At 44.7% G+C, this 26369-nt stretch carries 26 protein-coding genes and 2 pseudogenes; 7 read left to right on the top strand and 21 right to left on the bottom strand.

The window, feature by feature from the left end:
* Nucleotides 1–5: 5 nt before the first annotated feature.
* From ACFYU8_RS26805 to ACFYU8_RS26790, 4 genes are read right to left on the bottom strand one after another with little or no spacing between them, the layout of a single operon-like run.
* Complete coding sequence (locus ACFYU8_RS26805) at nt 6–953, bottom strand: carbohydrate ABC transporter permease (RefSeq protein ID WP_390305641.1); 948 nt, start codon at nt 951–953, stop codon at nt 6–8.
* Nucleotides 954–982: 29 nt separating this feature from the next.
* A complete protein-coding gene (locus ACFYU8_RS26800) occupies nt 983–2314 on the bottom strand; it encodes an ABC transporter substrate-binding protein (protein WP_390305643.1) in 1332 nt (443 codons plus the stop codon).
* 41 nt (nt 2315–2355) lie between these two features.
* Nucleotides 2356–2571, bottom strand: a complete 216-nt coding sequence (locus ACFYU8_RS26795; protein WP_390305646.1) for a phosphoheptose isomerase family protein — start codon at nt 2569–2571, stop codon at nt 2356–2358.
* A gap of 1 nt (nt 2572) precedes the next feature.
* Complete coding sequence (locus tag ACFYU8_RS26790) at nt 2573–2761, bottom strand: MurR/RpiR family transcriptional regulator (RefSeq protein ID WP_390305648.1); 189 nt, start codon at nt 2759–2761, stop codon at nt 2573–2575.
* A gap of 234 nt (nt 2762–2995) precedes the next feature.
* Here ACFYU8_RS26790 and ACFYU8_RS26785 point away from each other — a divergent pair, with 234 nt between their 5' ends.
* Entirely contained in the window at nt 2996–3640 is a 645-nt protein-coding gene (locus ACFYU8_RS26785; RefSeq protein WP_390305650.1) for a hypothetical protein, read from the top strand.
* 176 nt (nt 3641–3816) lie between these two features.
* Nucleotides 3817–4416 carry an undecaprenyl-diphosphatase gene (locus ACFYU8_RS26780; protein WP_390305652.1) on the top strand — a complete coding sequence of 200 codons (600 nt, stop codon included), beginning with the start codon at nt 3817–3819 and terminating at the stop codon, nt 4414–4416.
* A gap of 7 nt (nt 4417–4423) precedes the next feature.
* Here ACFYU8_RS26780 and ACFYU8_RS26775 read toward each other — a convergent pair.
* The 10 genes and pseudogenes from ACFYU8_RS26775 to ACFYU8_RS26730 form a co-directional block, all read right to left on the bottom strand.
* Nucleotides 4424–4567 (bottom strand): annotated as a pseudogene (locus ACFYU8_RS26775) (SDR family oxidoreductase); the annotation flags it as partial.
* A 108-nt stretch (nt 4568–4675) separates the two neighbouring features.
* Entirely contained in the window at nt 4676–5077 is a 402-nt protein-coding gene (locus ACFYU8_RS26770; RefSeq protein WP_390305655.1) for a DUF4183 domain-containing protein, read from the bottom strand.
* 107 nt (nt 5078–5184) lie between these two features.
* Nucleotides 5185–5469 (bottom strand): DUF4183 domain-containing protein, encoded by a 285-nt coding sequence (locus tag ACFYU8_RS26765; RefSeq protein ID WP_390305656.1) that lies wholly within the window; start codon nt 5467–5469, stop codon nt 5185–5187.
* Between the two features lie 136 nt (nt 5470–5605).
* The gene (locus ACFYU8_RS26760; RefSeq protein ID WP_390305658.1) at nt 5606–6148 is read right to left on the bottom strand and encodes a hemerythrin domain-containing protein; all 543 of its coding nucleotides are present in this window, start codon (nt 6146–6148) and stop codon (nt 5606–5608) included.
* Between the two features lie 27 nt (nt 6149–6175).
* Nucleotides 6176–6493 (bottom strand): hypothetical protein, encoded by a 318-nt coding sequence (locus tag ACFYU8_RS26755; RefSeq protein WP_390305660.1) that lies wholly within the window; start codon nt 6491–6493, stop codon nt 6176–6178.
* Nucleotides 6494–6521: 28 nt separating this feature from the next.
* The gene (locus tag ACFYU8_RS26750; RefSeq protein ID WP_390305662.1) at nt 6522–6725 is read right to left on the bottom strand and encodes a hypothetical protein; all 204 of its coding nucleotides are present in this window, start codon (nt 6723–6725) and stop codon (nt 6522–6524) included.
* Nucleotides 6709–7242 (bottom strand): Rieske (2Fe-2S) protein, encoded by a 534-nt coding sequence (locus ACFYU8_RS26745; protein WP_390305664.1) that lies wholly within the window; start codon nt 7240–7242, stop codon nt 6709–6711. Before ACFYU8_RS26745 ends, ACFYU8_RS26750 begins: the two co-directional genes overlap by 17 nt.
* A 16-nt stretch (nt 7243–7258) precedes the next feature.
* Nucleotides 7259–7828 (bottom strand): 4Fe-4S dicluster domain-containing protein, encoded by a 570-nt coding sequence (locus ACFYU8_RS26740; RefSeq protein ID WP_017251305.1) that lies wholly within the window; start codon nt 7826–7828, stop codon nt 7259–7261.
* Nucleotides 7821–9995: a molybdopterin oxidoreductase family protein gene (locus ACFYU8_RS26735; protein ID WP_390305667.1), complete on the bottom strand. Its 2175-nt coding sequence runs from the start codon at nt 9993–9995 to the stop codon at nt 7821–7823. Before ACFYU8_RS26735 ends, ACFYU8_RS26740 begins: the two co-directional genes overlap by 8 nt.
* On the bottom strand, nt 9982–11022 hold the full coding sequence (locus ACFYU8_RS26730) for a hypothetical protein (RefSeq protein ID WP_390305669.1): 1041 nt from the start codon (nt 11020–11022) through the stop codon (nt 9982–9984). Before ACFYU8_RS26730 ends, ACFYU8_RS26735 begins: the two co-directional genes overlap by 14 nt.
* Nucleotides 11023–11209: 187 nt before the next feature.
* Here ACFYU8_RS26730 and ACFYU8_RS26725 point away from each other — a divergent pair, with 187 nt between their 5' ends.
* Nucleotides 11210–11917: a Crp/Fnr family transcriptional regulator gene (locus ACFYU8_RS26725; RefSeq protein WP_390305671.1), complete on the top strand. Its 708-nt coding sequence runs from the start codon at nt 11210–11212 to the stop codon at nt 11915–11917.
* 84 nt (nt 11918–12001) lie between these two features.
* Here ACFYU8_RS26725 and ACFYU8_RS26720 read toward each other — a convergent pair whose 3' ends face one another.
* A complete protein-coding gene (locus ACFYU8_RS26720; RefSeq protein ID WP_390305673.1) occupies nt 12002–13501 on the bottom strand; it encodes a nitrate/nitrite transporter in 1500 nt (499 codons plus the stop codon).
* Between the two features lie 142 nt (nt 13502–13643).
* Between ACFYU8_RS26720 and hcp the strand changes: the two genes are divergently transcribed.
* On the top strand, nt 13644–14939 hold the full coding sequence (gene hcp / locus ACFYU8_RS26715) for a hydroxylamine reductase (protein WP_390305675.1): 1296 nt from the start codon (nt 13644–13646) through the stop codon (nt 14937–14939).
* Nucleotides 14940–15023: 84 nt separating this feature from the next.
* Here hcp and ACFYU8_RS26710 read toward each other — a convergent pair whose 3' ends face one another.
* The 3 genes from ACFYU8_RS26710 to ACFYU8_RS26700 all read right to left on the bottom strand — a co-directional run bounded on the left by ACFYU8_RS26710 (nt 15024) and on the right by ACFYU8_RS26700 (nt 17703).
* The gene (locus ACFYU8_RS26710) at nt 15024–15857 is read right to left on the bottom strand and encodes a S1 family peptidase (RefSeq protein ID WP_390305677.1); all 834 of its coding nucleotides are present in this window, start codon (nt 15855–15857) and stop codon (nt 15024–15026) included.
* 114 nt (nt 15858–15971) lie between these two features.
* Nucleotides 15972–17138 carry a hypothetical protein gene (locus ACFYU8_RS26705; RefSeq protein ID WP_390305679.1) on the bottom strand — a complete coding sequence of 389 codons (1167 nt, stop codon included), beginning with the start codon at nt 17136–17138 and terminating at the stop codon, nt 15972–15974.
* Entirely contained in the window at nt 17128–17703 is a 576-nt protein-coding gene (locus ACFYU8_RS26700; protein WP_390305681.1) for a sigma-70 family RNA polymerase sigma factor, read from the bottom strand. The genes ACFYU8_RS26705 and ACFYU8_RS26700 overlap by 11 nt, the downstream gene beginning before the upstream one ends.
* A 204-nt stretch (nt 17704–17907) precedes the next feature.
* Between ACFYU8_RS26700 and ACFYU8_RS26695 the strand changes: the two genes are divergently transcribed.
* Nucleotides 17908–18729 (top strand): DUF2785 domain-containing protein, encoded by an 822-nt coding sequence (locus tag ACFYU8_RS26695; RefSeq protein ID WP_390305683.1) that lies wholly within the window; start codon nt 17908–17910, stop codon nt 18727–18729.
* A gap of 80 nt (nt 18730–18809) precedes the next feature.
* Here ACFYU8_RS26695 and ACFYU8_RS26690 read toward each other — a convergent pair whose 3' ends face one another.
* Complete coding sequence (locus tag ACFYU8_RS26690) at nt 18810–19403, bottom strand: YdeI/OmpD-associated family protein (RefSeq protein ID WP_390305685.1); 594 nt, start codon at nt 19401–19403, stop codon at nt 18810–18812.
* Nucleotides 19404–19539: 136 nt separating this feature from the next.
* On the opposite strand from ACFYU8_RS26690, the gene ACFYU8_RS26685 reads away from it, so the two are divergent.
* On the top strand, nt 19540–20421 hold the full coding sequence (locus ACFYU8_RS26685) for a hypothetical protein (protein WP_390305687.1): 882 nt from the start codon (nt 19540–19542) through the stop codon (nt 20419–20421).
* Nucleotides 20422–20644: 223 nt separating this feature from the next.
* Nucleotides 20645–22459: pseudogene (locus tag ACFYU8_RS26680) on the top strand (APC family permease).
* A gap of 60 nt (nt 22460–22519) precedes the next feature.
* Here ACFYU8_RS26680 and ACFYU8_RS26675 read toward each other — a convergent pair.
* Nucleotides 22520–24316 carry an FG-GAP-like repeat-containing protein gene (locus tag ACFYU8_RS26675; protein ID WP_390305689.1) on the bottom strand — a complete coding sequence of 599 codons (1797 nt, stop codon included), beginning with the start codon at nt 24314–24316 and terminating at the stop codon, nt 22520–22522.
* A gap of 217 nt (nt 24317–24533) precedes the next feature.
* Nucleotides 24534–26369 (bottom strand): amidohydrolase, encoded by a 1836-nt coding sequence (locus tag ACFYU8_RS26670; protein ID WP_390305691.1) that lies wholly within the window; start codon nt 26367–26369, stop codon nt 24534–24536.

The following is a 26369-nucleotide window of genomic DNA, read 5'->3' as shown; positions in this document are numbered from 1 at the left end:
TCCCATTAATCATAGTGAACCCATTTCTTTTGCAGCTTGAATTGGATGAGCGTAATGGCAAGCAGGATGAGGAACAACACCCACGCGATGGCAGAGGCGTAGCCCATTTTGAAAAAGCTGAATGCTTGGCGGAACATAAACAGCATCAGGACGAGGCTGGCGTTGTTCGCACCACCTGTCGAGCCTGCCTCCGTAGAGCCTCCGGTCATGACAAAAATCTGCTCGAAGTTTTGGAAGGAGTAAATCGTATTCAAGATGACGACCAGAAACGTCGTGCCGGAAATCATCGGGACTGTCACCCGCCAAAACTTTTGCCAGGCGTTTGCTCCATCAATCGAGGCTGCCTCATACATGTCAGAAGAAATTCCTTGTAGCCCCGCGAGAAAAATAATCATCATGTAGCCGACTGACTTCCAGATGGCGATGAGAACCAAGACCGGGATGACCCAGAATTCATCAATCAGCCAGTTTTGCGGGGCTAGCCCAAGTTTAGACAGAAAGGCATTGGCAAAACCGATCCGCTGGTTAAACACCGCATCCGCTACATACGCGATCACCGTCCACGAGGAGATGACCGGCAAAAAGTGAACCATCCGGAAAAATTTCAAGCCTTTCAGCTTTTGATTCAGGGCAACTGCTAACAGCAACGCCAAAAACGTTTTGGCCGGAACGTACAGGATCGTAAAGTAAACCGTATTCCATAACGCCCGATAAAACAGTGGATCTTCAAACAGCTTTTCATAGTTGTCCAAGCCAATCCATTTGGGCGGATTTAAAATATCGTAATCAGAAAAGCTGAAGTACATTGACGCGACCGATGTACCCACGACGAACACGAGAAAGTGGATGAGATAAGGGGAGACCAGGAGCAGTCCCCATCTCCCCTCGCTATCCAACCATTTTCTCTTTTTCACAGCAGGCTTCGCCTGTTGCTTGGTGGAAAGCTCTAGCATGGTTGGCACACATCCTCACTGATAGATGACTATTTCTTCTTGAAGAAGTCATCCAGAACTTTTTGAATACCTTGGTCTGTTTTCGTGATGAATTCATCTGTTCCGTATTTATCCATAAACAGTTCCGCCAAATTATCCGTGAACACCTTCACCCACTCGGTAAAGACGGCGTTGGTATCAATCGTGCCCGCGAACTCCAAGGTGTCGAGGAAGACTTTTTTGTTTTCCGGCTTCGTGGCTGGGTTTAGGAACATTTCGGAATTCGCCACTGATTTTTTCACTGGAATCGCTTCGCCTACTTCTGTCCACTCTTTTTGTGCTTCATCTGATGTCGTCCAGTATGTGATCCATTCTTTAGCGGCCTTGACCTTCTGCTCCTCTGCTTTTTTGTTGATGACCCATGAGTTGGCGATCACGGGTGCGAATCGTTTGCCGTCCGGTCCTTTGGGCATGGGCGCGACGTCGTAGTTCAACCCTGCGCCATTCATCGAAGTCGTTGCTGCGTAAATATCGATTTGCATCGCCACAGCCCCGCTCAAAAACGCTTTGAAATTGCTCTGGAACGCCTTCAGATCAGCCGGATTCGGAAATAGCTTGCGCTGCATTCCGTCGGCCATCCACTCAACCGCTTTTTTGTTCTCAGGGCTGTTGATAATCGATTTTGTCAACGTCGGGTCCAATACCCCACCACCATACGCTTTCAAGATGTTAAATGCACCGCGTGAGCTACCGAAAAACGCGAAGCCGTACTGCTTCACTGATTTTTTGTCAAAAGCAGGATCGTCCGCATTTTTCCCGTTGGCATCGAGGGTCAACTTGACGGAAGCGGCTTTCAAATCATCCCAGGTCCAATCTGCGGTAGGATAAGGGACACCTGCTTTGTCGAACAAATCCTTGTTGTAGAAAAGCGCTCCGACTTGGATGCCCTGTGGCACGCCCCAATACTTCCCATCTGAGTCCTTGTTGAACTCAAGTCCATTAAGCTCATCTTTGCTGATCTCTTTCGTGACGTAATCGGTGATGTCGAGAATCGCGCCGCGTTGGGCGTAACCAAATACTTTTGTCCCATCGCTCTGCCAAAGATCAGGCGCATTCCCGGCAGCGATCTGAGTTGTTAGTTTTTGATAGAAGTCATCATAAGGAGCTGTCATCGTTTTGATCTTGATATGAGGATGTGACTGTTCGAATTTTGCGATAATTTCTTCCATCTTTTTCTTCGTAGGTGGATCAGAGCTGTAACCCATATACAATTCGACTTTGTCCCCCTGCTGTGTGGAGGACTGGCTGCTACATCCGGAAACAAGCAATGCCGCGATTAAGCCAATCAAACCGAGTACTGAGAGAAACCTTCTCTTTTTCATGGAAAACCTCCCTAATTGCAATCAGTAGAAAACTTGCGTAGCTAACGATATTTCCAAGTGCCTAACGCACTTCTGGCCACATGATGGGTACTGTGAAGGTAAGGGACTCTTAACGGACTGATAGGGATAAAAGGATAAAGGCAGGAGTTTGTGCCGTATTTGGTAATGCCGATGGTCACAGCACCCGATTTACGGGCTTGTTTCATCGTCGTAATGATCTGGGAGGTCTCCCCCGAATTCGAGATGCCGACTGCCACATCACCAACCGATACTTTTGCACATGCGTATGATGGCAGCTTGGCTGGATTCGCTTCTTTCCGCGAGTTCCTTGATGGAAAGACGAATCACCTCATCCGGATTGGCTAAAATGTAATGTGCTGCGTTTTGTTCAGAACGCTTGATATTGTGCAACGATTCACGGATGCGCAACAATCCGCCATTCAACACGATACCACCCCTTTCGTCTCGCGAAATTGTTAAGCGCTTACATTTGAGTGTGACATTGGTAATTCGTTACATATTTTGTATTATAGACACTTGAAATAAAATATCAAGATGAATTGTCAGATTTGAAATAAAATTTCAAATCTATTTTTCGACATGACGAATCGTTACTTCTAGCCATATCCCTACGTCTTAATCCATGGGTGTCTCATTTACAGATAATGGAGGTGACTAACCATGATCAAACGCAAAGGATTAGCTTTCTCCCTGACAGCAGCTGTTCTTTTGTCAAACCCAGCCCTGCTGACAAATGAAGCTTCCGCTGCGTCTCCTCAGAAAGCCACTGTAACGGCGACCAAGCTCGAGCAGCTTACAGTAAAAGACCTGAATTCCAAATCAAAAGCAACGCTGAACCACGTGAAAGACGTCATTCCAGCGATTAAAAAATACGGCATAGACTCCATCATAAAAGAAAATATAATGACCAATTCTGGAACAATCGAACGTCTGGAAATCATTTTGTCAGGCACACCAGAAGGGACAAATCCCAATTTCGGAGTTGTCCATTTAAATTCCAGCACGGGTGAGCTGCTTAGTGTCGAGCTTCAAAACGGACTCCCCTCTTCAAAAAAGGTTATAGATGAGAAGGAAGCGTTCAAAAAAGGCAAGGAGCATCTCAAACGTTTGTTTGGAGAGCAAGCGGAAAGCTACAAGTTCTCCGAGATCCATTCCTCTACCTCCCAGGATAACCAGACACAGATTCTTGTTAAGTACAAATCCCCGGATCATTCCATCTACGTGACAATGAATAGTGTCGGAGAATTACAGACTGTCAAAAAAGACATCTACTCCGAAGCCAAATTAGAGGGCAAACACAAATAAGATAGACCTTTGTCCACTTAAAAAGAGACGGTTCTGCCGCCTCTTTTTTGATGGGTTTGAACGCGATTACGAAACCAACCTTACAACCCTGTAATATACTGTAAGGTAAATCAATTTCCCATTTCTCTCCTATCGATTACGATTCTCCTGTTACGCGTAAAGGAGGATCACTAAAAATGAATGGCATGGAAATCAACATTCACTATTTTCGCTTAATTAATGACTTGGGGAAAGAGTATCCGGCTCTCAATCCCGTAGCTTTTTATGTAGCAGAGTATACGGTGTTTATTTTGGCATTGAGTGCATTGGTTTATTGGTTTACGAGAAAATATGAGAATCGCATCATGGTCGTTTGTGCGACATTTACGTTTGTCATCGCCGAGCTATTCGGGAAAGTAGCCGGAATTTTACATGCGAACAATCAGCCATTCGCAGAGCTTGCGGACGTCAATCAATTGGTACAAAAAGCGGTCGACAATTCGTTTCCCAGCGACCATACGATCCTGTTTTTTTCCTTTTGCATGAGCTACTGGCTTTTTAATAAGACGACGGGACCACTCTGGATGCTGCTTGCTGCTTGTGTTGGGCTTTCTCGCATTTTGGTAGGCGTTCATTATCCGGCAGATGTCATCGTGGGTGCTCTGATCAGTATTGGGTCCGCCTTGACTGTCTATATGATCGTGCCGAGATTGAGTTTTGTCCATACTCTACTGGCTTTCTATGAAAAAGGAGAGCAAGCGATCTTGCCCGCCAAATCGAAGACGAGAGACTTTTGATTCACCGTTACGTCTCTGTCATCGTTCCACCGTTGACATGCAATACCTGGCCCGTGACATATCCAGAATCATCCGAGGCCAGGTAGACATAGATCGGAGCCAGCTCGAACGGCTGCCCTGCGCGACGCATCGGTGTGTCGACACCCAAAGTCGTATGGAAGGGAAATGGACATGTATGTATGACATGTCTAACTCCTTATGCTTTGAAAAGACAGTCTCCCTCCCCTGTAAACCTTTTTCCCATTATGAAAGCTACCATTTATGAGACAATCATCTTGATGAACTGAAGAATAAGAGGAACACCTTGTACAGGTATGTCACTCAGAATTAAACCGCCTGGCTGGACAACATATAAATTGGGAGGCTGAAGCATTCCATTGATGAAAAGATTCACAACAGAAACTTCATTCGGATCCAGAATGCCAGAAGTACTGAACGGCATGACAGCATCACTGTTGGTATACATGTTTTTGACTCCATCTGAAATTGCCGTATACTGATATGTTTCTGTTCGAATTAAACCAGGAGTACATGGACAGGGCGGGCATGGCGGACACGTTGGGGAGGGTTTTACTGGAAAAATTCCGGGACAACCTAATGGCTGGACGAATTGCAGGCTGTGTCTCCTAACTGTGTATTGCTGTGTGACATAGCGCCTCATGAAATCACTCGTCCTTTCTCGAAGTGCTTCGACCGTTCACTCCGATTTACGTACATGAGTGAACCCCAGGCACATTCCATCCACCTGGGGCCACCATCCTATTCACCTTAGTTCACGACAAATTCTACAACTACGGGTGTACCAACGTTTTCGGCATCTCCACCTGGAATCGTAATCGCTGTCGTTGTAATTGTGGAAGTATTACCTGGCTGTAGCACCCCATTAATGTAGAGATTGTAAAAAGCAAACGTACCAGGAAATGCTGTCGCAGCAGCGCCCGCGTCATTGGTAAATGTAGTTGCTGCAATGGAAAACGTGGCACCAGTACCAGTTCCAGCACCCATGGTGGACGTAAATCTCAATGAGGCTAAATACGGTTTAATAATCGGCACTTAGAACACCTCCTTCTCTATTTGTTCCCTATTAGTTAATGACTTGTTTCATCCAATTGAAACTGACAAATGCCAGTAGAAACCCGCACATTTTTGTAGCCCTCCCACTTTTACCAGTAGGAGGGCTACATGATTGCTAATCTTCAAACAGTGCTTGCAACTGCTCTTTCTCTGCGTCACTCAATACGTATTCGGCCATCGGGAACAACACATTCTCTTCTTTAAAGAAATGTTCCAAGAGTATTTCTACTGACATCAGCAACTGAGTGTGGACTGCTGCTATTTCAACTGGTTCAGACTTTTCCTTTTCTACGATTCGCATGAACGACTTCAGGCTTTCATGAATAAGATCATGCTCTTCCTCCATGGCAGCAATCGGTCCCATCTCCCGTTCTATATAGTTAGCCATCAGGGGATACAGGTCTTCCTCCTCGCGTCTGGAGTGTTTCTCCAGTTCCGCCCGAAACGAGGACGCTAGCTCATGTAGCTCCGTTAATCCTTTTTTTCTTCTAGTAGGTTCGGCAGTAGATTTCAGGTTATTTGCTAGATTTACGAGCTCACTCATCTGCTCAGCCAATGATAGGTGCTCGTCTTTCAATATTTCCAGAGCTGGACACAGCTTCCTCCTGCCCCCAAACTCCTGCATCTTCCCCATACATCCCATTGGCGGTGGTCCCATTACAATCCCTCCATCTACTAGTGGAAGTTAATTACCAAAAGAAATGCAATACGCTAGCTGTCCCCGATTATCCCTGGTAACCATTCGAATACAGTCATCCTCTTGCGAAAAAACAACGGGTCCATTCTGGATAGGAATCGCAACAAACTGACAAGGATTAAAATAGAGGCGCAGATGCTCCTCATCCTCCGTGATCTCCCATTTTGCCAGCTGCCTTTCCAAGAGAGTTGGACTGTTTGGCTCGGCATCATCCGCCAAATCTTGAATAAGTATCCCCATTTTTTTATCTACCAAGGAAGGCAGCTCTTGGTGAAGCGCGGCAATCGTTCGCTTACTAGGATTCATGGCAACTGATTACACTTCCTTCCCCGCATTATTTCCCTTGCTCTCGTCGATCTCGCTGGTCTTTGCTATATACCATCCATGCCAGTGGGAACAACACCACCGCAGCACCACTGAGCAGTAGCACCTCCATATATCGCTGTGCAAAATACATATTGACTGTGTACTGGGTGCAAACAATGCTGGCGAACAAGATCAAGGCTAGTAGGATGACACCTCTATAGCTGTTCTTCATATCTTTTCACCCCTACAGCGTATACGGCTCCATCTTTTTCTTGAAGAACAATTTCCGGAAGCGGTCTTCTGGGCGGACCAGCGAGCGGCTTACCTGTGGCGATATCAAATTTCCCATGATGGCAAGGACATAGCAGCTCCTTCTCATCTCGGTCCCAAAATACCGGACAACGCAGATGGGTACACGCATTTTGATACGCCTTGTATTCCTTTTCCTTTACATATACAAACAACGCGCTGTCATGCTCTCCTGGATAAGCAAACTCAATTGCATCTCCGGGTATTATATCGCTGAGATTCGCGATTTTTTGTGTGGGATACGACTTGCTGGATGAACTCATCAGCTCCTTGGCAGCTAATGCCCCCCATGGCAGAGTAGATGCCGCGAAAAGGCCAGCTGCCCCTACCATTGTTTTCATAAAACTCCGTCGATCCAGATTGCGCTCATTGGAACGATTGATGTTATGCGTATAATTGTCATCCTTCAACGGAATTGGGCGGGTTTTCTCGTTCTCCATAAGGTATATCTCCCCTCTAGAATAGCTTCTGTTTGCCCTGTAGAATACCAGGCAGGCTAATTTTCACATTGGTTTCGCCTTCCAGCACATCCGGGTCGTGGCTGGCCGTCCATTTGCCATTGGCCAAAGGAATCTGTGCCCGTTTTTCTTCCAGCTCTGCTTCCTCAATCCATTGCAAGGTGTTTGTCGGGCAAACCGAAGCGCACATCGGCGGGATTCCCTCTTTCGTACGGTCGTAGCATAGATCGCACTTGTACATGAGATTCTGCTCTTCATCAAATTTTGGAATGCCATAGGGACACGCAATCGTGCAATTTTGACAGCCGATGCATTTCTCTACCAAAGCTGACAATACGGCTCCATTATCTGCGATTTGGATCGCCTGAGCAGGACAGCTACGGGCACAGGCAGGATTGACACAATGGAAGCACATGAGAGGAATCGTTTGTCTGTTGATAAACGGGTCCACATCCAGTACGTAGTTTCGGTTTCGGTTGTCGTGGCCTCCACACTGTGTACACGCCGCCAAGCAGCTTCGACAACCGATGCAATTGTCCATTTCGATGTATAAGACTTGTTTACCCATGGCGAACTCCTCCATGTTTTTGCTTGATGATTTTCGCTGCACACGCTTTAAACTCAGGCATTTTGCTGTAAGGATCCAATGCCGGGATAGTCAGCAGATTGACAGACTCTGCTTTTCCCCAGTGGTACGGAACAAAAACCGTATCCTCTCGAATCGCCTCGATAACTTTCACACGGTACTGCGCCTCGCCTCTTCTCGTTTTCAGCGTGACCAGCTCATTGTGTTCAATGCCATAATGCGTCGCTGTTTTTGGGTGAACCTCTAGCAGAGGATCAGGATACATGTCCTTCAAAAAAGGGATTCGTCTTGTCTGATTCCCGGACAAATAGTGGAACACAACTCGTCCTGTAGTCAGCCGCAAAGGATATTCCTCATCCGGCTCCTCTGCTGGTGGACGGTAAGGCAGTGCACATATCTTGGCTTTGCCATCTGGGTGATAAAATTTATTATCTAGGAATAAATGGGGCTGTCCCTCGTCACCTTCCTCGCGACACGGCCAGAAAACCCCATTGTTTTGTTCAATTTTCTCGTAGGTGACCCCGTAATAGTCAGCTATTCCTCCTTTGGAGACCTGACGTATTTCATTGAAAATATCTTGAGGAGACTGCAAGTGCGTAAAGTATTTTCCGCGCCCCATTCTTTTGGCGATTTCTATCTGAATCCACCAGTCAGGCTTGGATTCGGCAAACCAATCCTGCGCCTGCCGGTGACGAATAATGCGCCCTTCGAGATTCGTTGTCGTTCCATCGTCCTCGGCCCACGTCGTAACGGGAAGAACGACATCCGCGTATTCAGCGGATTCGGACAAGTAAAAGTCACAGCAAACCATAAAATCCAGACTCTTCAGGGACTCTCGGACATGGTTTAGATTTGGCGCACTGACAACCGGATTGGAGCAGAGCAAGTATAAGCTACGTATCGTTTTATCCTTCATAAGCTGGAACATCTCATAGGCAGAGACACCTTTCTGCGGCATCTCTTCCACTGGCATCCCCCAAGCACACGCAATTTCAAGCACATGTTCAGGATTGTCGATCTTGCGGTAGCCAGGCAATTGATCGGCTTTTTGCCCGTGTTCCCGCCCTCCTTGACCGTTTCCTTGACCGGTAAGGGTTGCAACACCTGATTTGGGACGACCAATCTTGCCTGTGACGAGCGACATGTTGGTATAGGCAGATACGTTATCCGTCCCTTTCGACTGCTGTTCCACCCCACGGCAAAACATCACAATCGCATCGGGTGCCCTCCCGAAAATGTCGGCGGCCCGCACAATCTTCTCCACCGAAACCCCTGTTATTTCGCTGACATACTCCGGTGTGAAGGTAGCGACCACTTCTTTTGTTTCTTCAAAACCATTCGTATGATTTCGAATAAAGTCTTCATCAATATGCCCATTCTTGATCAGCAGGTGGACGATTCCGTTTGCCAGTGCCAAATCTGTTCCGGGTCGCAGATCCAAGTGGATATCAGCTCGACGTGCCAAAGGTGTTTCCCTTGGATCGGCTACGATCAGATAACCGCCTCGATTTTGCACTTCCCAAATACGAAACATGCTGGTTGGATGACATTCAGCCGCGTTTGAACCGGCTAAAAACAAGCAGTCTGTTTGATGAATATCCGTCCAAGGAATGGTAGAACCGCGATCGATCCCCAAGCTTCGATTCAATCCTGCCGCAGCGGAGGACATACAAAAGCGGCCATTGTAGTCGATATAGCGGGTTTGCAAGGCGACTCGTGCGAACTTACCAGTGAGATAACATTTTTCGTTCGTCATGGAAACGCCAGAGTAAACAGATAAGGTATCTTTGCCATATTGGTGTTGCAATTCCTTGAACTTAGAAACGATCAAGTCAAGTGCTTCCTCCCATGACGCTTCCCGAAATCCTTCCGCCGTGCCTTTTAAAGATGCATCTGTTCGAATCAACGGCCGCTGTATCCGATCCGGATGGTTAACCTGCTGATAAGCCGTCACCCCTTTTGGACACATCTTCCCCAGATTGACAGGGAAATCGTACCGTGGCTCCACTCCGATAATCTTGTTCGTCGTTGTATCTACACGCAGGTTCATCCCGCATTGCATACCGCAGTAGCAGCAGTGTGTGCTGACCAATTTCTCGTTAGGATGAATCTTGTTTTCAATGTCTTTAAAAAATTTATCCTTTGGCATGTTGATTTGCCTCCCTGGCATTGATCTCGTGCGTAGGAACTCCTGTAAAGCGGAACATCCGGTATTTTCTGCGGCACGGCAAGCAGAGTTCAGCCAAGTGGAATCCTTCTTCCATTTGAAAAGCCATTTCGTTTTTACCAAGTACGTTGATTACATCAGCCGATTGCTCCGCAGAGACAAACTCATTGCTACACACTTTGCACTTTTTCATTTCCTGCTCGCCATAGTGCTCGCGATAATTACGTGCAAACACACTCATGGGACGGAACGGTATGTGTGCCAGTTTTCCGAATGGCAGATAAATCAATGTCACAATCACTGCGAATTGATGGGTGACCGATATGAGTGGGTGCCCAAAGCCCCCCAGGAACAGGTTGCTAGCTGTCAACATCAATCCTGTTATGCTGATAAATAACAGCAGGTATAAAGGCAAAAAGTCATAGACAAAGGTTTGTTCAGCCCGTGCCTGCATGTTCTTGTATCTGCGATATAAGGCCATGACGACTCCGCTGATGACCATAAAAGCGGTAATGTTCAACGCATTGTAAAAGAGAAAGGCAACCCAGCCATCCGCTTGTACGGTCAGAATATCCACACCCATGAACACGACCTGATAGTAACCGTTGTCCGTCATCGTGAAATACATCCAGCCAAAAACCAACGGAAAGGTAACAAATGCGGACAAGATACATCCCCATCCCAGCAAAATGTGCTGTGTCCAGCGGTACCACCCGCGATTCCAAATAAAGCGATAGATGGCTAGATGATCCACCGTTGTATTCGCCGTGCTTTTACGAAAGAGAAGCCGTAGTCCCTTTTTCAAAATCACATTCGTTGGCGGGCGATCTGCCCACGCAGAAAATCGGTAGAGGAAACCTCCAATAAAGACAAGCGTTCCCACCATATAGCCGTAAAGCGCCAGGTCAATATGAGTGAAAAAACGTGTTCCCACGTAACTTAGGACGAACAAGCAAGCAATGATGATAAAAGCACGCTTCGCCACCTTGGAAGCAAAAATATAGTTCATACAACACCCTCCCTGCTGCTGCTCTTTTTTTCCTTTCGTTCGAGACCATTGTAGCAATGGCTCGTAACCCAGGTTGTGATATACCTCACACCCCCTGCCACAATCATGACTATTTTCTCTTCCCAAACCATCGATTTCGAATGGTATAATGAGTTACCTTTTTATCCTTGTTGTAAGGGGGACCCACATGACCGGAAATGGCACTACCTTTGTTGAGCAGATTTCTTCCGATTTTGTGAATAGCCTTGAAACGTTTTCTGTTAGGAAAAACTTTGTTCCTGGATCCGTCCTGTTTTTGGATGGTGAAAGAGCCGATCAGCTATTCTTAATTTCGTCGGGCCAAATCAAGCTCACAAAAAACACAAACGATGGAAAAGAACTGACCCTGCAAGTATTTGGTGCAGGAGAGCTTGTCGGCGTCTCCGGGCTCTTCGAACAGGAATTGACGTACACCTCCACAGGCACCATGTTGATGGAGGGGGAGGTATGGATCATCCCGCGACAAGCGTTGGAAAAAATGCTCATCAAAAACGGTCAATTTTGCGTAGACTTCCTGCGTTGGATGGGATTGATGAACAGGCGGATGCAGTCTAAATTTCGTGATTTGCTACTCAATGGCAAAATCGGCGCCCTGTATTCGACGCTAATCCGCATGAGCAACACGTACGGCAAGCCACACCCCGACGGAATCCTCATCGACCTTCCCCTTACCAATCGTGATTTGGCGCAATTCATTGGCCTGACACGAGAAAGTGTCAACCGGATGCTTGCCGATCTAAAAAAACAGAACTCCATCGATCTGCTTCCCCACGGGCACATCTTGATTAAAGACCTGGCCTATTTAAAAGAAGCGATCTATTGTGATGACTGCCCTCCTGATATCTGCCAAATGTGAGCAAACTGGCCATACTTTTCTACACGAAAAAAAGTCCTGGACTTGTCCGTCCAAGACTTTTTTTCATAAGCGATTCAGCCTTCTTTATCCATGTCTTTGCTCCGCGAGCTCGCTGAACATGCCAGCATAGTACTCGATGTCTCCTGCATCGTCCAGAATCGCGCTGATGGTTAACCATTGGAGATATTGATCCCCATTCTTCCGACGATTCCAGATCTCTCCTTGCCAATAGCCATTTTTCTTGATCGAGTCCCACATCTTTTGATAGAAGTCGGCATCCTGCCTGCCAGATTTTAAAATATTGGGAGACTTGCCAAGCACCTCTTTCATCTCATAACCGGTCACTTTCGTAAAAGCATGGTTCGCACTTCTAATGACTCCTCGTGTATCAGTAATCAGTATCGCCTCTCCTGTCTTTTCCATAATGGTGGAGGCGAGCTGCAGCTTCTCTTGATAAAACATCCACATCACCAAGACTAAGCTTGCCAGTGCAAACTGAGATAACGCCATGAAACCGATCGCATAATGCCCCGTCAGATTAAATAGCATCGTTAAGATCAACGGCGGGAAAAATCCTCCTAATCCCCCCATGGCAGATACGATCCCATTCACAATCCCCGCTTGTCGCGAGAAATACATCGGCACTAATTTGAACACGGCTCCGTTACCGATTCCGGCACATACCGCCACCAGCAAGCACCCTACCGTATACATCAAAATCGATGGCGAAAATGATAGGACAATACCAGATAAGGCGAGCCCGGCAAACACAATCATCAATGCCTTGAATGGGTTCCATCTATCTCCTAGCCAGCCCCCCAATGGTCTTGCAAGTGTCGCCAACAGAATGAATCCCGCTGTTCTCATACCTGCATCTACTTTATCCAATTGGAAATGGCTCACTAAAAAATTCGGGAGATAAACGGTGAAAGCGACGAAGCAGCCAAACGTAATAAAGTAGAACAAGCTGATTAACCATAGCTTTTCGTTTTTGTAGACACTCTTTATCTGCTGACCAAGAGGTGTCACTACCTTAGGTTCATTTTTGTCCCCCATCAAGAAGGTAAGCACAGCGAATCCCGCAAGTAATAGCATAAACATCTGTACGGTATTGGCCCAGCCAAACGTTTTAGCCAAAACTGGCGCGGCAAAAGTCGTTATCGCTGTACCAATATTCCCCATACCGTAGATTCCGTTTATGGAACCATGCTTCTCTTTCGGATAGTATTTCGGTAGAGAAGTCACACCAACGGAAAACACCGCTCCGCCTATCCCTAAAAATAGCCCGCCTATTAGCAAATCGGTATAAGTCGTCGCCTTGCTAACATAAAAAACAGGGGCCAGCAGCAAGAGAAAGCTGATGCTAAATAAAATTCTCGCGCCAAATCGGTTACTCCAATATCCAACTGGGATTCTCAGCACCGATCCAAGCAAGACGGGAATCGCTGTCACCAACGCCACTTCGCTTGCACTCATAGGTACGGTTTCTTTGATAAATGGCATGAGTGATGACAAAATGACCCATACCATGAAACCGACCGTAAGACTCAATGTCTGTAACGGCAACTGCCATTTTCGTACCATAACAACACCCCTCACTTGGGAATCTTCTTCATCCCCTATGATAAGAGGCTATATTTTTTTCGTTGTGATTTTAATCACAGCTCCTTCCTGGCGATCCGCTTATAATCAAAGCGAAATCTTGAATAGAAGGAGTGGATGATACATGTTTTGTTATCAATGTGAACAGACTCCATCAGGTGGTTGTAAGGTCATCGGCGTATGCGGAAAGAATGAAGATCTTGCGAGTATTCAGGATACAATTATTTTTGCTTTAAAAGGTATTGCGGCTTATGCAACACATGCTCGGCAACTGGGCTATATCGATTCTGAAGTGGATGGAATTACGCAGGAAGCTCTCTATTTTACATTGACGAATGTGAATTTCAACTTGGAAGAGCATCTGGAAATGGCCATGAAAGTAGGGAAAGCCGCCATAAAAGTAATGGAGCTTTTGGATCGTGCCCATACGGATCATTTCGGAATCCCGCAACCAATCACAGTCTCGCAAAATAAAATAGAAGGCAAATGCATCGTTGTTACGGGGCACAATCTGTTTGCTCTCGAAGAGCTGTTAAAACAGATAGAAGGCAGAGGAATTAATGTGTACACGCATTCTGAAATGCTGCCCGCTCATGGCTATCCCGCACTGAAAAAATATCCCCATTTGAAAGGGAACATCGGGAAAGCATGGTACGATCAACGTCAATTGTTTGAGAAATTTCCAGGCGCCATACTGGCTACAACAAACTGTGTGATGCCCATCCGTGGCAGCTACGCCGATCGCTTCTTTTCGTATGATATAACCGGCTTGGAGAATGTGACGAAAATTGTGGATAACGATTTTGTGCCGCTCATTGAGAAAGCATTGTCTCTTCCTGAGGTTTCTATCGAATCGGAACTGACATTAACGACCGGATATCATCACAAAACAGTCCTCGGAATCGCCCCTGAAATTATTCAGGCAGTAAAGGAAGGGAAGATCAAACGCTTCTTCGTCATCGCTGGTTGTGACGCTCCTGGCAAGGGAGGAGAGTATTACCGTGAATTGGCTACATCCTTACCACTAGAAGCAGTCATTCTTACTACCTCCTGTGGCAAATTTCGTTTTAACGATGTAGATTTCGGCACCGTGCCAGGTACTGACATCCCAAGATACATTGATTTGGGACAGTGCAATAACTCGGTTTCTACCATTACGATTGCGGCTGCATTAGCCGAAGCCTTCGAGTGTGAAGTAAACGAGTTGCCTGTAAGTATCGTTCTTTCCTGGTTTGAACAAAAAGCGGTTGCCATCCTGCTTGGTCTGTTTAGCCTGGGGATACAAGACATACGGATTGGCCCAAAATTGCCTGAGTTCATTCAGCCAGGTGTTCTGCAAGTACTGCAAGACTTGTTCCATATCCAATTGATTTGTGATGCCCAAGAAGATATGAAACAAATGTTGGGAATCACGCAATAGCCGTTACCCGTGACGGAAAATAACAAAATGAGGCACCTTCTTCTAACAGGAAGGTGCCTCATTTTACCCTTACGACCTTGAAGCTTATACCCATTTTTTAAGCCATTCTGAAACAGATAAGTGCTGCAAATTGATTGCTTCCCCACCAGGAACGCTTTCCCGGACGCTTCCTCGTTGGATGCCTACAGACGTTATGTTGACGAAAATACCGACCACTTCTCCATACTCATTGACGGTAGCTCCGCCGCTGTTGCCATTCTCCACAGGAACAGAGCAGTCAAATTCCCACGGTTGCAGCTTTGTGCTTAACTGACACAACTCACCAGTCCTTACGATCCAGTCCTGATACTCCGCTTCGACAGTCAGTATCTTTTGACCACTCACAAGTGGGTCCGCGCTCAAAGGCAAGAAAGGTAATTTGGCAGGCGGTCTCTCAATCTTATACAGAGCCAGGTCAACAGCATCTTTTCCTATTCCCGGGTGCTCCGCAATCAGTGTCGCGTTTAACCAATCCCGAGAGTACGTTTTCACTCTGAAAGAGACTCTCCCTTTGGATACGTGCTTTGCCGTCAGCAACAGGCCACCTTTCAATAATACACCCGTTCCGCCGAATCCAATGTCTATGTGAACAGAAGCAGCCTTTGCCAGCTTTTCGATTTCACTCCACGGCTTCGGTTGCTTGGTAGGTTGGGTAGGTCCTGGAGTTGGTTCAGGCTTCGGCTTTTCCGGCGGCTCGGGTTGAGGAACTGTTCCAGTCAATTTTTTCGCCATGTTTTGAATGAGCAATGCTACCAAGTCTCCACGGACAACTCCGCCTTCATGAGCGTTTTGTACCCAGTATTCAGCTGATTGGATGACTGATTGGTTTTGTAATACTTTTAATGCCTCTTTTGTCTCTTTATTCGCTTGTTTATTCACCGTTCATCCTCTTTTCATTGCTCTATTTGTTCCACTTTCACTTTACCAAATATTTCTATTTTCTCCTCGTAAAATCTCCATAAAAAAAGAGACGGTTCGCCCGCCTCTTCTCTATTACTTCCATTCTGTTTCCGTTTTGTGTTCAATGACGTGTAGGACTTTTGGCTCAACTGCTTTCATCATTTGTTTCAGTAAATCATCGCTGATTGTTACTTTATTTTTTCCATCTTGAAGTTGAACTTCAGCCTGTGTTTTTGCGATCACATCAATTACTTGTTGTTTCGAGATATTTTTAGATGCTGCAATCTCTACAACAGATTTCCCTTTTGCTATTTCTTCTTTTAACTCTGTCGGGCTCATTTTTAGTAAAGAAAACAGTTTTTCATTGTTTAAGAAGTTATCAGCAGTATAATCAGGTTTACCATCCCTGGAAAAATAACCCTTTACTTCCTTGTTTGAAGGTGCAGGAGCTACCTCTCTGGAAAAATAACCTTCTACTTCCTTGTTTGAAGGTGCAGGAGCTACCTCTCTGGAAAAATATCCTTCTACTTCATTGTTTGAAGGTCTAGGAGGTATCGGAGAAAGACTAATGGTATTACCGTGAACAAATACTTGGTAACCCCCTCCCTCTGATCCCTTCTTGATGTAATTCAAGATAAATGTTTTTTGATCTGGATTCTCCATTTGCTCCATGGCAACCTCGTACTCGTTGATGTTGCCATACACTTTATCAATGAGCTGATCTACCTTTCCCTTGATTTCCTGATCGGGCAATGTAATGAGTGGTTTCTCATTAGGCTCCCAATTCTCTTGAGTCAGGTCTTGAATCTCACCCGTAATACCGTTTGTATGAAGAGTAAGCTTTTTGCCAGTTCCTCCTTTTTCCTGCAGGACGATGCTTAGTTGGACCTTTTTGGTTGAATCACTGGAGTCTCCAAGGTAGCTTGCATCGATAATCTCAAACGATTTTGCTTCGGGAATTGCGCTGTACAGCTTCTCAAGTACTGCCTTGCCAACCTCATCCAGCTTAACTTGTTCAGAAGTCATTGGTGCTCGAGTAAGCATATCAATCACAACAGGGGCCGCAAATGCTGCGGTTGGAATCAAAATCGCAGCAGCAACTAATCCACCAATTAAACGTTTTTTCATCGTTATTTCGCTCCTTTTTCGTTGCAAATAGTGAGAATAGGATTGTTCTATACGTTTGGAAATGGCCGGCGGGCACTCCATCTTTTCTGCCTCTTCGTGCAGATGTTCACAGATTTTGCGTTCAATAGTCATTGATCTTTTCCATCCTTTCCAGGGGGAGATTCCCGAAGTCTTTTCGAAGCGCCTGGAGGCCAGCATGATATCTGGACTTGACCGTACCCAACGGAATATCGAGCAACGTCGCAATTTCCTCAAGAGTATAGTCGTGATAAAAGCGGAAGATAATCACTGACCGCTGTTTGTCGGTCAGTTTTCGTATGGACTGGGATATCAGTTGGTTCCTCCCATCCATCAACGCAGTATGTTCATCCCAATAAGACTCTTCCTGGGAGTAGGAACGGATGCGTTCAAAAATGCGGAATCTCCTCCAGCTCTTGACCCGAAATCTCTGCACTTGACGGATTACCAGGCCATGCAGCCAGAACTGGAAAGGACGTTTCGTATCGTAATTAGCAAGTGATGTCCACATTTGCATATAGATTTCATTCATGACATCTTCCCGATCTTGCTTATGATCCACTAGAAAGGAGACGGTCCGGTATACGTCCTGAAAGGTGGCATCATACATCGTATGAAATGCTTGTTCATCACCCTCTTTCATTTTTATAAGTAATTGATACATCTCTTCATTTTCCATTCAGAGGGCCCTCCTGAGTAAGCTTACACACTATATTGTCTCTCTTTCGGAAAAAGGTTCGGTTCTCTTCTAAATTTTTTTCAAATGTCTTAGGGTCTCTTGTCTGGCAATTGTACAGGGAGGTTCATAACCTATTTATGTCGAAACTTAAACTGTCACTTACCGCAAAGTCAGTTCGGAAAACTTCGAGTAGGAGCGTGTAAAATGAATGTAAAAGAAAAGCTGATATTTATTAAAGAAAACGGCTACCAAGCCCCACCCGATACATTCCAATTCATACAAGAAATGATGAGTCACATTGGTTCTTTGGATGCCGAACTACGAGATGACCTCATTTATACAACCTTATCACATTGGATTCCTGACAATTCTCTAACTGCAAACGAACTGGAACAACTGATACCAATCATTCTAGATCAAAACCATTTGCTCTTTAGACTTGGTGAAACAAATACAGATTCTGTCTTTACCCGCTCTTTCTCCATGCTAGTCATACCGCTCCTTCTTATGAGACACAGAGAATCCCCCTTTCTCTCCCGCGAGAACATCCAGGCGATCAAAGAGAAAGTTTTTTATAACGTACGAGAAGAGCGTGATTATCGAGGATATGATGATGAAAAAGGCTGGGCTCATGCCATAGCCCATGCAGCAGATGCATTAGACGAATTAGCTCAATGTCCCGAACTGGATAAAAATGACCTCATCACCATCCTCGATTTGGTTTACGAAAAGATGACCATCACCGATCGCATTTACTCCGATGGGGAAGATGAGCGCATGGTAAAATCCATCATTCGTATTTTGAATAGAAAAATACTTAGCCAGGTTTATGTAGAGCAATGGATTCAAAGTTTTGGTGATATGGAGAAGAGTTCCGAATTTCTTCCTGCCTTTAAACAAAAAAACAATATAAAGAACTTTTTGAAAAGCCTGTACTTCCGGGTGAAATTTTACAAAGTAGATGCCGATCTCTGCCCAACCATTGAGCAGACATTATATAAAGTAGAAAAAGTATACTATTCGTGATATCGCGAATGAAACGAAATACAAAAACAAAAAAGAGGCGGTTCTCCCGCCTCTTCTTCACCATTTTCTCATCAAATATACTAATCATTTAATCCCTTTCCTTCGAGAATTTGCTGCATACATTTTTCAACCCTTGCCTCTCGAGTTTTAGACTGTTTGGGTGTTGAAAAATGAAGAATGTAGGCTCTTTGCCGTCCCGGAGTCAATGCTTCAAAAGCAGTTTTCAAGGTAGGGATTTCATCCATTTTCTTTTGCAATTCTTCAGGAATGACGTATTCTTCATGCTTTTTCAGGCTCACTTCCAAGCCAGCTTTTTCAACTTCAATGGCTTCCTGAATATAAGCCTTCAAAATGGATTCCATTTCAATGATTTCTTCCAAATTGGTGAACCGGATCTGGCGCGCCGCCTGTACATTCTCCGTTTGTTGGATAAGAATCCCGTGTGGATCCTTTAACAAGGCACCTTTTTGAAACAGTAGCGCGCAATATTCTTTAAATCCATGTATTAAAACGATGTTTTTTTTCTCAAACGTGTAACAAGGATGCATCCACTTAAATTCTTCGGTCAGCTCACACGCAAGAACAATATTTCTCAGCTTCTCAAATTCTGCCTTCCACTTCTTCGCTTTATTTAAAAATTCATCAACCTTAGGATTCGTTCTGCTCGTTGTCATCAAGGAACACCCCTCATCTAGTTGGTGTCATGTCAATTTTTAGTTTTGACATCATGGTATTTGTATTATTCTATCATCATGTATACAGGTTCCTTCTTTTAAAGAATAAGCTCAATCAGAGTGAAAGGTGATTGATATGGATATCAATTTCTATAGAAAATGGGCTTGCCAAAAAATGATCGAATCGTCACAAAGCAACATATGGGAAGGCCATTGGGCGTGTGCGGTTATAGCCTTGACTACGCTTTTGGAAGAAAGACTTGTACCTGTCTTATTGGAAGATTCGATTCGTAAAAATCTTGATAAAATTGTAGAAGAACATGCAAACGAAGAGCAGTACCGGGTAAACAAAGAATACGAGGACTTTCCTGCTCAAATGACGAGACTGCTTGTCCAAAAGAACCAGGCATGCCATGCTCTTGGTCATGACGTGATCTACACTTTCTATTTGCTGAGTATGCTCTCTCGTTCCGCTATTCCGGCAACTACCGAATTGTTTGATGCCATGGGGAAGATTGTTAGAGGTTTCGCAGCATCAGGTCCTGGCTTTGTTACTGTAAATGGGGAGAATATCGTCATTGATCCTGACGGCATACCAAATACAGGTGGAAGATTACAGCTGACTCCGGAGGCAGTGCTGGACTTACTCCATAACTTTCAGAGACCGCTGCAAATGGAGAAAGGCGATATGCAGTTGGGGCATATCCTTACGCATGGTCACGCTATAGTAGAAATGAATCAAGCTTATCGCCAGTATGTACACGACCATCTCGATCCAGCCTTTTACACGAGAATCAACCTCTTGGCTTATGCAAATACATTTGAGGAAGATCGGGTTGAATCCGATATGGAGGTTACGGAAGCCGAGTTGAATCCATTAGAGGCTTCGTACTGGGAACAGGCATTAGTTGAAAGCAGGCATGGCCATTTTTATAAATACGCGTACAGTTATCTGAGACTTTGGCGAATGACGGGCCGTAGTCCATCTGATTTTCGCGTGTTTCAACGTATTCTGTGAACGGATTGTGTTAAGGATACAAAAGTAAATTCAGGTGAATCTAATTAAATGATTGCAACGGGTTTTGTCCAAAAGCATGAAGCTAAGGGACAAGAACCCGTTTTCTTTTTTACGCGTAAGTGACCTTCATAATCCGCCCGCGCCGAGTCATTGATCATGTAGTTGACTAATATTATTGTGGTAGTGGGAAAACTAACGAGAAATGTCAGATAGGGGAATACACATGATATCAGAATTCAAGCGATTTTTACTCGGTAGACCTATGAAATCAAGTGCACTTGCCGAAGAAAAGTTAAATAAAGTAAAAGCTTTGGCGGTTCTTTCATCTGATGCTCTATCTTCTGTCGCTTACGGAACAGAACAGATTCTTCTCGTGTTAATTACTTTGGGTGCAGTAGCGATGTGGTACTCTATCCCCATCTCCATTGCGGTTGTTGGTCTTTTAACCATCCTCATATTGTCTTACCGCCAAACCATCTTTGCTTATACAACTGGTGGTGGAGCATACATTGTCGCAAAGGACAATTTTGGAACCACTACTGGACTGGTTGCAGGTGGCTCTTTGCTCGTGGATTACATTTTAACGGTTGCTGTTAGTACGTCTGCTTCTACTGACGCTATTACTTCGGCATTCCAATACTACATGATCATCGCGTTCTTATTGCTCTGTTCATGATTGCAATCGTAACGGTATTAAATTTACGTGGAATAACAGAATCAGCAACGATTTTAATGTACCCTGTTTATTTGTTTGTTGTCGCTATTCTCGTCTTAATTATTGGCGGGGGATATCAATGGATGGTGGGAAATGTTCAAGCTCATCCTCCAGAAATGGGGCAGTTGTTCCAGGAATAACATTATTCCTTCTATTGAGAGCATTTAGTTCAGGGTGTTCGGCATTAACAGGGGTAGAAGCCGTATCCAATGCAATTCCCAACTTTAGGGACCCAGCACCGAAAAATGCAGCATTAACTCTAATCATGATGGGACTTATCCTCGGAGTTATGTTCATGGGCATCAGCCTGTTGGCTTATTTGTATGGTATTTCACCGAGCCCAAAGGAAACAGTGGTATCTCAAATCGCTTCTGCTGTTTTTGGACGAGGAATCATGTATTACTCGATTCAAGCTGTTACGGCACTTATCTTATTCCTGGCGGCTAATACTGCTTTTGCAGCCTTTCCTTTACTCGCCTTTATGTTAGCCAAGGACAGATTTATGCCAAATATGTTCATGGTTCGAGGAGATCGTCTTGGGTTTTCAAACGGGATTATTTTCTTGGCTATTCTTTCAGCAATATTAGTGATTGCGTTTAAAGGAGAAACGGAAAACTTAATCCCTTTGTATGCGCTTGGTGTTTTTATACCGTTTACCTTGTCACAAGCAGGAATGATGAAACGCTGGATATCCAAAAAGCCACGAGGGTGGCTAGCCCCTTTTGTTATTAATACTCTAGGAATGTTAACGACCCTTACCATTTGCCTCATCTTTTTGATTACAAAAATCTCTCAGGTATGGCCGATTTTTATTTTCCTTCCGATCGTCATTTTCATCTTTAGGAAGATCAATCAGCATTATAGAGATTTGGCAGATGAGTTACGACTTGATATGGAAACAGACAAACCCGAACCCAAAGGGAGTGTCATCGTTATTCCTGTGGCAAGGATTTCGCAGGTGGTGAAAAACACCATTAGTTATGCGCAATCATTGTCAGACGATATTGTCGCTGTCTACGTCGGGTTCAGTGATGAAGATATGAAAAAAATGGAGGAAAAATGGGAGCTATGGAATCCCGGAGTACGTTTGATTGTCCTGCGTTCACATTATCGCAGTATAATAAGACCTTTGTTTAAGTTTATTGACACGGTTGAGTGGAAAAAGCAGAAACGGATCATGTTACTGTCATGATTCCACAGTTTATTACCAAGCGCTGGTGGCATAACTTACTTCATAACCAGACGAGTTTATTAATCCGCGCGTATTTATTCGCCCGCCAAGATGTAAAAATTGCTACGGTTCCATATCGATTAAAGAAATGAAGAAGTATCCATTAAGCCAGAAACAGCTAAGAAAACCCGTCCCTTTGTAAGGAGACGGGTTCATTTTTGATTTCCTTGATCATCATGACTACGATTTAAATCCAGTATGAGCCTAAAATTAGATTGAAAGACTACCCAATCATACACTTTTTTTACTCGAATGATTTCTGGCTGAACACTGTTGGAGACTCCAGAAGTGACGGTAACAACAAAGCTGCAAGAGGCCATATTTCCTGACTGATCCCTGGCTGTGCAGGTGAGCATAGTCATTCCTACAGGAAAGTCCATGGTAAAAGTTGTAACTGCAATTGGGGCAGGCGGAGAAAAGGACCGAGTGATCCCATGACAGGTAATAGAGGTTACACCACAAGTATCCGTGGCAGTGACTTCATAGGTAACAGTAGCGGAAGTTTGCCCAGGTAAAACAGGGACTGTGATGTCCTCAGGACAAGTGATGGTTGGAGGTTCGTCAATAACCGTGATGGTAAATGAACATACTTCCGTATTCCCAAATATATCTTGTGCCGTACAGGTGACATCAGTATCTCCCACTGGAAAAAGGGATCCTGAAGGCGGAAAACAGGTAACCGTAACTCCCGGGCAAAGAGATACAGGTGTTGGATAGTTTACAATAGGGCAGAGTACTATCATGTCAGGTGGACAGGTTGGTGGCTGCACGCATCCATTGAGCAAAACAGAAACGTTGCTCGAATCCTCGTTTGCAGTAGCAATGTCAACTCTTCCGTCTCCGTTAAAATCAGCTACTGTTATACTGAGCGGACCTGCACCTGTAGAGAACTGAAAGGGTGTCGAGAACCCTCCCGTTCCGTCATTGATGAGTACAGAAACGTTATCAGAACCTTCATTCGGGGTAGCTAAATCAATGAATCCATCACAATTAAAGTCTGCCGCTGTTATATCAAAAGGAAATGCATTAGTACCCAAGGAAAAAGGACTTCCTGTTGCTTCTGTAAATGAACCGAATCCATCGTTTAGAAAGACGGTTACATTACTCGTTGCGTTATTTGCGACAGCAATATCAGGAATCCCATCACCATTTAAGTCAGCAGATACAAGGCTACTGGGGGATGAGCCCCCGGGAAGTACAGAGAAGCTCACTCCAGGAGTTTGGAACGTACCGTCTCCATTCCCTCTAAACAATGTTACATCATTGGTGTCTCGATTGGCAGTGGCCAGATCAAGCTTGCCATCTCCATTAAAATCAGCCGCTACAATATCAGCAGGGGCCAAGCCAGGATTCGTGTCAAAAGGACTCCCTGGCGCCATGCTAAATACCCCTGATCCATCATTCAACAAGACCGTAATAAAACTAGTTCCTGCAAGTTGGCCCCTATTTGCTATAGCCAAGTCCAAACCGTTCACACCATCAAAGTCACCTACAGCAATCGCAAAAGATTCGGAAACAGCAGGAAACACACCGGTACTGTAGGCTACAGGTGAAGAAAAGGTGCCATCTCCGTTATTGAAAAGGATAAAAACGCGGTTATTGGAAGATTGATCTGTAACAGCCAAATCTATAGAACCATCTTCATTGAAATCAGCTGCTACAATTTGACCTAGTACAGACCCAGGAAACAAAATACTGAAGGGTATCGTTTGTGATACGGAAAATACGCCGGAGCCATTGTTCAGAAGAATGGAAACATCATTGGACCCAATATCCACTACGGCCAAGTCTATCAAATCGTCTCCGTTAAAATCGGCAGAAGTAATGCTGGAAGGAGATGTTCCTCCCGTATTGTATTCCACTGCTGGCTGAAAAAATGGGCAGGCCAAATTGGATTCACCCTTTCTTACAGGAATACAGGCAGCCATTCCCCCATCGAAATGCTTCACTCCAAACACCAATAAAGGCTAAAAATGCACGTGGTGCATACTATGCAAGTGCCTTTGATCATGATATGGCTGTTTAGGCATGAACGTGAATCCACTGAGACAAAATGAAGAGGCGGTTTCCCGCCCCTCTTCTTGTATGATCAATCCCAAGCAAACCTTTGCTCTTTCCAAGGATCACCGTACATATACTTGTGTAGTCCTCGGCCCCCAACCCTTATTAGAAAGCAAAGCAAGTACAACCAATCCCCCACTTAGTTCCATCTTTTCCTATTACGGTATGAGTGTGTTGATGGAGAGGGTTACTGCAACGATGTGACTTATGATCATGGGCATCGTGAGAAATTATATTGTGGGATAGGTTAGCTCCACCATAACCATATACTCCCGTCGGTGCCCAATCAGGTGATGCTGGCGGCAATTCAGGTGATAAACTTTTAAATTCATCATTCCCATAAACAACTTGCCCACCCATAATGGTGAGTAATGATTCAAGGTCTTTGATTTCTTCTTCTGGAACAGTAAAGTAGTCAGCAGACAATACAGCAATATCAGCAAACTGACCTACTGCAAGCGTTCCCTTTTTACCTTCATCACCAGAGAACCACGCACTTCCTTTTGAATATAGCTCCAGGGCTACTTTTCTATCAAGTTTATTCTTTTCATCGTATATCGAAAGCCCACCAATGGTTTTTCCGGCAACCATCCAGTAAAGAGCAACCCACGGGTTATAGCTGGAAACTCTGGTTGCATCACTACCGGCGCCGACAGGTATACCCAAGTCTAGCATACGATAAATCGGAGGAGTACGCTTTGCAGCTTCCTTTCCGTATAAATCAACAAAGTATTCACCTTGGAAAGCCATGCGGTCTTGGATGGCAATACCGCCATTTAAAGCCTTAACACGTTCCATACTACGATCTGAGATTGTTTCTGCATGGTCAAACCACCAGCGTAGACCATTAAAAGGAATTTCTCTGTTGACTTCCTCAAAAACATTTAAGAAACGAGTTATTGACTCTTCATAAGTTGCATGTAAACGGAATGGCCAACGGTTTTCCACCAATAGAGAAATTACTTTCTTTAAGTCAGCTTCCATCACCGTAGTTAGTTCGGGTCGCGGCATTTGAAATTTTTCAAAATCGGCAGCCGAGAATACTAACATTTCTCCGGCACCATTCATTTTATACTTATCATTTCCTTGACCTGGAGAAACAATTTTTGCCCATGAAGTAAAATCTTCATATTCATGATTTGGATTTTGCGTAAATAGATTATACGCAATACGCAAAGTTAATTGATCCTTCTCGGCTAAATGTTCAACAACTTTGTAATCATCAGGATAATTTTGAAATCCACCACCTGCGTCAATGGCACTTGTGATACCTACTCTATTTAATTCGCGCATAAAATGGCGAGTTGAGTTAATCTGGTCTTCAAAATTAAGTTTTGGTGCTCTACCCAAACTTGAATAAAGAAGAGAGGCGTTAGGATAGGCAAGTAAAAGACCCGTTGGATTACCTCGTTTATCCCGCTCAATTAAACAACCCGGAGGGTCTGGGGTATCTTTTGTGTATCCCAGTGCGCGCAGCCCTGCACGATTTACAAGTGCTCTATCGTAAAGATGTAGCACAAAGACAGGCGTGTCTTCAGAAACAGCATTAATCTCTTCTAAAGTTGGCATCCGTCTTTCTTTAAATTGAAATTCAGACCAACCTCCAACTACTCTTACCCACTGAGGAGCAGGTGTACGCCTTGCCTGCTCTCTAAGCATTTCCAGAGCAATAGCAAGTGATGGCACACCTTCCCAGCGCAATTCCATATTATAATGAAGGCCACCACGAATAACGTGTATATGAGAGTCATTCAAGCCCGGAATCGCTCTTTTTCTTTTAAGGTCTATTTTTTGGGTTTTTTCCGTGGCACTATCAAGAAGCTCATCTCCACCTACGGCAGTGACTAAACCATCAGTTATGGCGATAGCCGATACCTCAGGTTGAGATGGGTCAAGGGTAGTGATTTTTCCGTTATATAAGATCATATCCGGTAAATTCAT

Origin of the sequence: Brevibacillus sp. NPDC003359, assembly GCF_042878995.1 — a bacterium.
In the GTDB taxonomy this organism is placed as follows: domain Bacteria; phylum Bacillota; class Bacilli; order Brevibacillales; family Brevibacillaceae; genus Brevibacillus.
This window is presented reverse-complemented; position numbering and strand designations above follow the sequence as displayed.